Here is a 7,680-nt window from a genome sequence, read left to right on the forward strand (position 1 = left end):
TGGCTTCGGCGGCCACCAGGTAGCGATCCACAAGACTGAAGTGGGGCTCGGGGTAGGGTGCAATCACGATCAGCGCCCGGTCTATATTGGCGGCGACGGTTTTCAGGTCACCGTAGGGATCCGGGCGGCACAGCTCGGAGCGTCGCGGCATGACCGCTTCCACCACACCGTAGGGTGAACCGTCGCGCCAGACGACCTGGTCGCCCGTCACCAGAGAGCCCAGGTTGCTGCGAAAGTGGCAGCGTTTGCGCTCGCCGTTGGCCTCCACCAGCACCAGAGTACCGAAGTGAGTCACCACCAACCCTTCCTGTTCCGCCCCCAGGGCGTTTTCATCCAGATCCTCCATGGGGCCCGACTGTTTGCGTTGGGCACGGGCCTGGCGTTCTTCCTGGATCTTCTGGATGCGCCAGTTCTGGCGACGGGTCAGTTTGCGTTTACTCATGCAGGGCGTGTGTTCTCCGCGCGGTAATGAGGCGGCCGGTTGTTCCCGGCGGGCCTGCGGGTTAATCTTGGTGGCGATTACGGGCATTGTGCCCTATCTGTCTGGATAAAGTCTCGCGTCAAACACGCTCTAGGAACCGATTGTATGTCAAATGCTGCCACACCCAATGAAAACAACCTGATCTGGATCGATCTGGAGATGACCGGGCTGGACCCGGATTCGGATGTGATCATCGAAATTGCGACCATTGTGACCGATGCCCATCTGAATGTACTGGCCGAGGGGCCGGTGTACGCCATTCACCAGCCGGATTCGGCACTGGCGGCCATGGACGACTGGAACACCAGGCAGCACGGCCAGTCCGGCCTGACCCAGCGGGTGAAAGACAGCAACATTTCTCTGGAAGAGGCCCAGGCCCAGACCATCGCCTTTCTGGAGCAATGGGTACCGGCGGGCAAGTCGCCCATGTGCGGTAATTCCATCTGCCAGGACCGGCGCTTTCTGGTGCGCGGTATGCCCAGGCTGGAGCGTTATTTTCACTACCGGAATCTGGATGTGTCGACGGTGAAGGAGCTGGCCCGGCGCTGGCGGCCGGAGGTGGCCGAGGGGGTCAAGAAGAGTGGGGCACATCTGGCCCTGGACGATATCAAGGACTCGATTGAGGAATTAAAGCATTACCGGGAGACGTTTTTTCGGATGGAGTGAGGGTTGAGTTGAGTGGTGGAATGAAGTGCGGTAACGGCGGGTGCGCGCTTCGCGCTTACCCGCCCTACGCATAGCTTAGAGGGTCGTGTAGGGCGGATAAGGCCAAAGGCCGCATCCGCCGTAACCCAAACGGGACTTAAACGTTATAGGTGGAAGACGCCGTATCCCCACCACGTCCGGTCCAGTTGGTGTGGAAGTGCTCACCCCGGGGCTTGTCGACCCGCTCGTAGGTGTGGGCACCGAAGTAGTCCCGCTGGGCCTGAAGCAGGTTTGCTGGCAGACGCTCACAGCGGTAGCCGTCGAAGTAGTTCAGGGCGGCGGTAATGGCCGGGGCCGGAATACCGCTGGTGATCGCGGTAGCGGCCACGCGGCGCCAGCCGTCCTGAGCGGCATCAATTTTACCGTTGAAGTAGTCATCCATCAGCAGGTTCTTCAGATCGCCATTCTTGTCGAAGGCGTGCTTGATGTTGTCCAGGAATCCGGAGCGGATGATGCAGCCACCGCGCCACATCAGGGCGATGCCACCGTAGTTCAGATGCCAGCCGAATTCCTTCGCCGCTTCGCGCATCAGGGCGTAACCCTGGGCGTAGGAAATCATCTTGGCCGCCAGCAGTGCCTGACGCAGGTCGTCCACAAAGGCTTTCTTGTCGCCCTCGAACTTCACTTTCGGACCATTCAGTACTTTGGACGCTTCCACGCGCTCGTCTTTCTGGGCGGACAGGCAACGGGCAAAGACCGCTTCACCGATCAGGGTCAGGGGAATACCCATGTCCAGGGCGATGATGCCGGTCCACTTGCCGGTGCCTTTCTGGCCGGCTTTGTCCAGAATCTTTTCAACCAGCGGCTCGCCGTCTTCTTTATAGGCGAGGATGTCGCGGGTAATTTCTACCAGGTAGCTGTTCAGCTCACCTTCGTTCCACTCGGCGAACACTTCGTGCATTTCATCGTGGGTCATGCCCACCAGGTCTTTCATTAACTGATAGGCTTCGCAGATCAGCTGCATGTCACCGTATTCGATGCCGTTGTGGACCATTTTCACAAAGTGGCCGGCGCCGGCTTCGCCAACCCAGTCGCAGCAGGGGCTGCCATCGTCCACTTTGGCGGCGATGTCCTGGAAGATGGGCTTGACGTGCTCCCAGGCCGCCGGAGAACCACCGGGCATGATGGACGGGCCGGTCAGGGCACCCTCTTCGCCACCGGAAACGCCGGTGCCGATAAACAGCAGGCCTTTGCTTTCCAGGTATTCGGTGCGACGGTTGGTGTCGGGGTAGTGCGTGTTGCCGCCGTCGATGATGATGTCGCCCTTGTCCAGGTGCGGGATCAACTGCTCGATAAAGTCGTCTACCGCCTGTCCGGCCTTGACCATCAACATGATTTTGCGCGGCTTGGCCAGGGACTGCACCAGCTCTTCAACCGAGGAGGCGCCGCGAATGGTTTTGCCTTTGGCGCGCCCATTGACGAACTTTTCCACCTTATCGGTGGAGCGGTTGTACGCGGTCACGGTATAGCCTTTGCTGGCCATGTTCAGAATCAGGTTCTCGCCCATCACGGCGAGGCCAACCAGGCCGATATCGGATTTCTCTTTCATAGAGTCTGCTACCTGTCTCTCGGGTTGATGTGGGTGATGGTCATTATTGGCGCCCGGACGTCGGTACGCGCTTTATCGTCAATGTTTTCAAAAAAGGGTGCGTATTATTCACGTTTATCACTCAAATTAACAGGGTGATCGGGCCAATAGCGCTAATAGTTATAATCTAAATCCCTGTTATAACGCTGTTTTTACCTATGATTCGCGCTTTCGGCGAATTTTCCGCTTGCGGCGGCGGTTGGGTCGAGCCTGCTGCTGAAGGGCCCAGTCAATATGCTCCTGGACCATCGGGCTGGCCAGGGGCCGCTTGGCTTCTAGCGCCGCGATGATGCCCGGATCGGAGGGCGCATTGCCCAGGCCTACCGCCAGGTTGCGCAGCCAGCCCTCGTAGCCTGTTCGGCGGATGGCCGAGCCCTCTGTGCGGGTCAGAAACTCCGCTTCGGTCCACTGAAACAGCGTCAACAGGTCCTGCCGGTCCAGATCGTGCCGGGGGGAGAAATCCCGTTCCCGGGTGTGCTGGGCATAGCGGTTCCAGGGGCACACCGCCTGACAGTCATCACAGCCGAACACCCGGTTGCCCATGGGCTCGCGAAATTCCTCGGGAATCGGTCCCTTCTGTTCAATGGTGAGGTACGAAATGCAGCGGCGGGCGTCCAGGGTGTAGGGCTCGGGGAAGGCGTCGGTGGGGCACACCTGCAGGCAGGCGCTGCAGGTGCCGCACTGGTTGGGTTGCTCGGATCGATCCACCGGCAGTGGCAGGTAGGTGAATAGTTCTCCGAGGAAAAACCAGCTGCCCGCCTCGCTGTTCAGGATCAGGGTGTGCTTTCCCGTCCAACCCAGCCCGGCTTTGTCCGCCAAGGGTTTCTCCATCACCGGGGCGCTGTCCACAAAGGGCCGCTGCTGGCCTTCTATCAGTTCCGGGGGAAGGGCGGCCTCGATTTTCTTGGCCAGGGTCGCCAGGCGTTTGCGAATCAGTTTGTGGTAATCCCGACCCAGCGCGTAGCGGGAAATGTAGGCTTTGGTGGGGTCTTTCAGGATCTTGATCTGATCGGTATCGGCCGGGAGGTAATCCATCCGCACCGAAATGACCCGGATGGTGCCGGGGTGCAGCTCCGGTGGCCGGGAGCGTTTGTCGCCGTGGGCGGTAAACCAGTTCATGGTGCCGTGGTGGCCGCGCTCGAGCCACTGCTTCAGTCGCGCCTCACTCTCCTGCAGGTGGGTATCGGTAATGCCCACCTGCTGAAAGCCCAGCTCCCGCCCCCACAGTTTGATGTCGTCGGCGAGTTGTTGAAAGTCCACGGAGTGCGGCATAGATCGTTACGGGATTCCGGTGAGTTCGCGTATAATTCTGCCAGATATCGCGACCAAATTGAGGATTCTATGAAATTGACGTCGGTCGACGCGCCAGAATTTCCCCGCACTCTGTACACCGCTGAACAAACCCGGCACCTGGATAAGCGGGCCATTGCCAGTGGTATTCCGGGTGCTCAGTTGATGAAACGGGCCGGGCGAGCCGCCTTTGAGCAACTGCTGCAACGCTTTCCTGGTCCCGCCGCCATCACGGTTTACTGCGGCGGCGGAAACAATGCCGGGGACGGCTATGTCATCGCCGGCCTGGCCGCCCAGCATCGCATTCCGGTTCGGGTGATCGCCGTGGGTGATCCGCAAAAACTCACCGGAGAAGCGGCCGAGGCACGGGATTATGCGTTGCAGGAAGGCGTAGACGTCAATGCCCTACCAGAACGCGGGCCCGAGGAGGGCGTTATTGTCGATGCGCTGCTGGGCACGGGTATCAGCGGTGAGGTGCGACCGACCTATGCCGAGGCGATTGCGCAGATCAATCAATCCGCTTTGCCGGTACTGGCGGTGGATGTTCCCTCGGGGCTCAACGCGGATACCGGAACGGAAATGGGAACGGCGGTGCGCGCGGCCCTGACGGTGACCTTCATCGGCGCCAAACGAGGCCTGCTGACGGGGCGTGGGCTCGCTCTGTGCGGGGAGTTGGTGTTTGCCGGCCTGGGGGTACCCGAGGCCGTATACGCGGAGGTGCCCGGTGAGTGCCACCGGTTTGAGCTGGCCGAGGCGCTGGCTGCCCTGCCGGCCCGCGCTGTGGATGCCCACAAGGGCGATTTCGGCCACGTCATGATTATTGGCGGTGACACCGGCTATGGCGGCGCGGCCATTATGGCCGCCGAGGCGGCGGCTCGAACCGGTGCCGGTCTGGTCAGTCTGGCGACTCGTCCCGAACATGTGGCACCGGCGCTGACCCGTTGTCCGGAAATCATGGTCTGCGGGGTGACTTCGGGGCAGGAACTGGAACCCTGGTTGGCGCGACCCACCGTGCTGGTGGTCGGCCCAGGCCTGGGGCAGTCGCCCTGGTCAGAACAGATGTTGCAGCAGGCTCTCCAATCCGGTCTGCCGCTCGTCCTTGATGCCGATGCCCTCAATCTGCTGGCGGCGCAGCGGCCCGCCGTGGCCGAGGCTCGGGATAACTGGGTTTTGACGCCGCACCCCGGCGAGGCGGCGCGCTTGTTGCAGAGCGTCACCAGCGAGGTGCAACGCGATCGCTTTGCGGCCGTCGCCGCCTTACAAAAGCGTTTCGGCGGCGCCGTCATCCTCAAGGGGTCAGGATCGCTGGTGGCGACACCCGAGGGCCCGCTCGAAGTGATCAGTGCCGGTAACCCCGGCATGGCCTCCGGCGGTATGGGGGATGTACTGAGCGGCATCCTGGGCGGCCTTCTGGCGCAGGGGTTGAGTGTGGATCGGGCGGCAGCATTGGGTGCGGGACTGCACGCGGAAGCGGCGGATCTGGCGGTAGGTGACTGGGGCGAGCGCAGCCTGCTGGCCACGGATCTGATCCCTGCACTATGCCAATTGTTGCAGGCGGAGCCGGGCCATGTCTGAGCCGATCCATCGTTCGGTTTACCTGGCCGATGAGAGCGCCACGCTGGATCTGGGTGCCTCCCTGGCAGAGGCGCTGCGTGAGTGGCCGAACGGGCTGGTGGTGTTTCTCGAGGGCAATCTAGGCGCGGGCAAAACCACGCTGTGCCGCGGGCTCCTGCGCGGACTGGGGCATTCAGGTGCGGTTAAGAGTCCCACCTATACCCTGGTGGAGCCCTATGAGTTGGGCGGGCGGACGCTGAATCACTTTGACCTCTATCGCCTCGGGGATCCCGAAGAGCTGGAATATATGGGGATCCGGGATTATTTTAAGGCCGGGGACGTGTGCGTCATCGAGTGGCCAGAGCGGGGCGCCGGGGTTTTGCCGGAACCGGATCTGCGGGTTACAGTGACGGTCGATGGAAGCGGCCGGCGCGCGCGCTTGCAGGGTGGAACATCGCTCGGTGAGCAGTGGCTGAAGCACTGGGCCGACTTTTCGGGTCTCGAAATGCCCGGAGCGGGAACCTAGCGCCAGCGGGGTGATCAATGACCCCATTAATCGATAGTGTGAGGGACGGACCGTCCGTTATGGAATCTACAATCGTGTCGGGAAAAGCGCTTTGAAAACAGCCTGGAGACAACAAGCGACTCGGTGGGCCCTGGTGGTGCTCCTGATGGGTAGTGGGTCATTTCCGCTCAGCGCTGCGGATGTGGATAGTGTCCGTCTGTGGCGCGCACCGGACCACACGCGGTTGGTGTTCGATCTCAGCGGCCCGGTGGACCACAAGCTGTTCTCCCTGAGTTCGCCCAGCCGGGTGGTCGTCGACGTTGCCGATACCCGGCTCAAGGCCAGCCTGGATGATCTCGCGCTGGACGATACCCCGATCCGGCGGGTACGCAGTGCGCATCGCAGCGATGGCACTCTGCGGGTGGTGTTCGACCTGAAAGAATCCGTGCGCCCCAAGAGTTTCCTGCTCAAGCGCCACGCCGGCACCAATGACCGGCTGGTAATCGATCTGCACGATCAGGGAAAAAGTCGGGCGGAAGCGCTCGCGGATAAAACCCCTGCCACAACCAGCGGCGATCGGAACGTGGTGATTGCCGTGGATGCCGGCCACGGGGGCGAGGATCCGGGGGCAATTGGCCCCGGCAAACTGTACGAGAAAAACGTGGTGTTTGATATCGCCAAGCGGCTGGTCCGGGAGCTCAATGGGATTCCCGGCTATGAGGCCAAACTGGTGCGCACCGGCGACTATTATGTGCCCTTGCGGGAGCGACGCAATATCGCCCGTAAGATGCAGGCGGACCTGTTTGTATCGATTCACGCCGATGCCTTTACCCACCCGTCGGCCAATGGCAGCTCGGTGTTCGCCCTGTCGCGCAGCGGCGCCACCAGTGAGACCGCCCGGTTTCTGGCCGAACGCGAAAACGAGGCCGACCTGATTGGCGGGGTGGGCAGTGTCAGCCTGGAAGACAAAGACGAAGTGCTGGCCGGTGTACTGGTGGACCTGTCCATGACCGCGACGCTCAACTCGAGTCTGACGGTAGGTAAGGAGGTGCTTGAGTCTATGGGCGGCATCTCCCGGTTGCACAAACCCCGGGTCGAGCAGGCCGGCTTCGCCGTGCTCAAATCGCCCGATGTGCCGTCCATTCTGGTGGAGACCGGTTTTATCTCCAATCCCGGTGAGGCGCGCAAACTGGCCACGGCCCAGTATCGCCAGCAGATGGCGGACCGTATCGGGCAGGGGGTACGCCGTTACTTCGAACGCCAGCCACCGGCCGGCACCTATCTGGCCAGCCGCCGTCAGGGCGGTGGAGATGCGCGGGAGTACACCATCAGTCGCGGAGACACCCTGAGCGCCATTGCCCGCCAGCACAACGTCAGTGTGGATGCCATCCGGCGGGAAAACGGCCTCAACGGTCACGTGATCCAGGTCGGACAGGTACTGAAAATTCCATCGAGCTGAGGCTCGCGGCTGGCCTACGCCAGCCTTTAACCCTATTGAGAATGCATGTCTAGAATTCAATTGCTCAACCCGCGCCTCGCCAACCAGATCGCCGCCGG

Annotated in this window: 7 protein-coding genes; 4 read left to right on the plus strand and 3 right to left on the minus strand. The window is 61.6% G+C overall.

Going from position 1 to position 7,680, the window contains the following annotated elements:
* The coding region (rsgA, locus tag B3520_RS15585; protein ID WP_349678494.1) for a GTPase RsgA at positions 1-442 on the minus strand (442 nt) is incomplete at its 3' end.
* Positions 443-586: 144 nt separating this feature from the next.
* On the opposite strand from rsgA, the gene orn reads away from it, so the two are divergent.
* The gene (orn, locus tag B3520_RS15590) at positions 587-1,147 is read left to right on the plus strand and encodes an oligoribonuclease (RefSeq protein ID WP_123638192.1); all 561 of its coding nucleotides are present in this window, start codon (positions 587-589) and stop codon (positions 1,145-1,147) included.
* 136 nt (positions 1,148-1,283) lie between these two features.
* Here the strand turns inward: orn and gnd are convergent, their stop codons facing one another.
* Positions 1,284-2,735: a decarboxylating NADP(+)-dependent phosphogluconate dehydrogenase gene (gnd, locus tag B3520_RS15595; RefSeq protein ID WP_123638191.1), complete on the minus strand. Its 1,452-nt coding sequence runs from the start codon at positions 2,733-2,735 to the stop codon at positions 1,284-1,286.
* A gap of 195 nt (positions 2,736-2,930) precedes the next feature.
* A complete protein-coding gene (gene queG, locus B3520_RS15600; protein ID WP_286807333.1) occupies positions 2,931-4,046 on the minus strand; it encodes a tRNA epoxyqueuosine(34) reductase QueG in 1,116 nt (371 codons plus the stop codon).
* Positions 4,047-4,115: 69 nt separating this feature from the next.
* Here queG and B3520_RS15605 point away from each other — a divergent pair, with 69 nt between their 5' ends.
* The 3 genes from B3520_RS15605 to B3520_RS15615 all read left to right on the plus strand — a co-directional run bounded on the left by B3520_RS15605 (position 4,116) and on the right by B3520_RS15615 (position 7,582).
* A complete protein-coding gene (locus B3520_RS15605) occupies positions 4,116-5,639 on the plus strand; it encodes an NAD(P)H-hydrate dehydratase (RefSeq protein ID WP_286807334.1) in 1,524 nt (507 codons plus the stop codon).
* Entirely contained in the window at positions 5,632-6,144 is a 513-nt protein-coding gene (gene tsaE / locus B3520_RS15610; protein ID WP_123638188.1) for a tRNA (adenosine(37)-N6)-threonylcarbamoyltransferase complex ATPase subunit type 1 TsaE, read from the plus strand. Before B3520_RS15605 ends, tsaE begins: the two co-directional genes overlap by 8 nt.
* A 145-nt stretch (positions 6,145-6,289) precedes the next feature.
* Entirely contained in the window at positions 6,290-7,582 is a 1,293-nt protein-coding gene (locus B3520_RS15615) for an N-acetylmuramoyl-L-alanine amidase (RefSeq protein WP_123638187.1), read from the plus strand.
* Positions 7,583-7,680 lie beyond the last annotated feature (98 nt).

It is taken from the genome of Marinimicrobium sp. UBA4509, from assembly GCF_002388575.1.
GTDB classification, from domain to species: Bacteria; Pseudomonadota; Gammaproteobacteria; order Pseudomonadales; family Cellvibrionaceae; genus Marinimicrobium; species Marinimicrobium koreense.

Coding starts and splice junctions, on each gene's coding strand:
- tsaE (WP_123638188.1), top strand. CDS start 5,632: ATGTCTGAGCCGATCCATCGTTCGGTTTACCTGGCCGATGAGAGCGCC.
- orn (WP_123638192.1), top strand. CDS start 587: ATGTCAAATGCTGCCACACCCAATGAAAACAACCTGATCTGGATCGAT.
- B3520_RS15605 (WP_286807334.1), top strand. CDS start 4,116: ATGAAATTGACGTCGGTCGACGCGCCAGAATTTCCCCGCACTCTGTAC.
- B3520_RS15615 (WP_123638187.1), top strand. CDS start 6,290: ATGGGTAGTGGGTCATTTCCGCTCAGCGCTGCGGATGTGGATAGTGTC.
- gnd (WP_123638191.1), bottom strand. CDS start 2,735: ATGAAAGAGAAATCCGATATCGGCCTGGTTGGCCTCGCCGTGATGGGC.
- queG (WP_286807333.1), bottom strand. CDS start 4,046: ATGCCGCACTCCGTGGACTTTCAACAACTCGCCGACGACATCAAACTG.